Origin of the sequence: Microbispora bryophytorum, assembly GCF_006874465.1 — a bacterium.
GTDB lineage: Bacteria > Actinomycetota > Actinomycetes > Streptosporangiales > Streptosporangiaceae > Microbispora > Microbispora bryophytorum.
The window spans coordinates 1-406 of sequence record NZ_VIRL01000111.1 but is presented as its reverse complement, the minus strand read 5'-3'; the positions used below and the strand labels follow the sequence as shown (position 1 = coordinate 406).

General features: G+C 57.6%; 1 protein-coding gene. It reads left to right on the top strand.

Features of this window, described 5'->3' with window-relative positions; genetic code table 11:
• Nucleotides 1–406 (top strand): autotransporter outer membrane beta-barrel domain-containing protein (locus FLX07_RS36080; protein ID WP_142576451.1); only part of this gene is annotated, 406 nt, incomplete at both ends.

The following is a 406-nucleotide window of genomic DNA, read 5'->3' as shown; positions in this document are numbered from 1 at the left end:
GTGAGAACGAGCGCAACAGCTACTGGCTGCAACCGAAAGCGCAGGTGGTGTGGATGGATGTGCAGGCCGACAGTCACCGCGAAGCGAATGGTACCCGTGTGAAGGATGATACCGATGGCAACCTGATGACCCGTCTGGGTGTGAAGGCCTTTATCAACGGTCACAACGCCATCGACGACGGTAAATCTCGTGAGTTCCAGCCGTTTGTCGAAGCCAACTGGATCCACAACACGCAGACGACCCGCGTGAAGATGGATGATGTGAGCAACGACATGCGCGGCACGAAGAACATCGGCGAGCTGAAAGTCGGCGTAGAAGGGCAAATCACCCCGCGCCTCAACGTGTGGAGCAACGTGGCTCAACAGATCGGCGACAAAGGCTACAGCGATACCCGCGGTATGCTGGG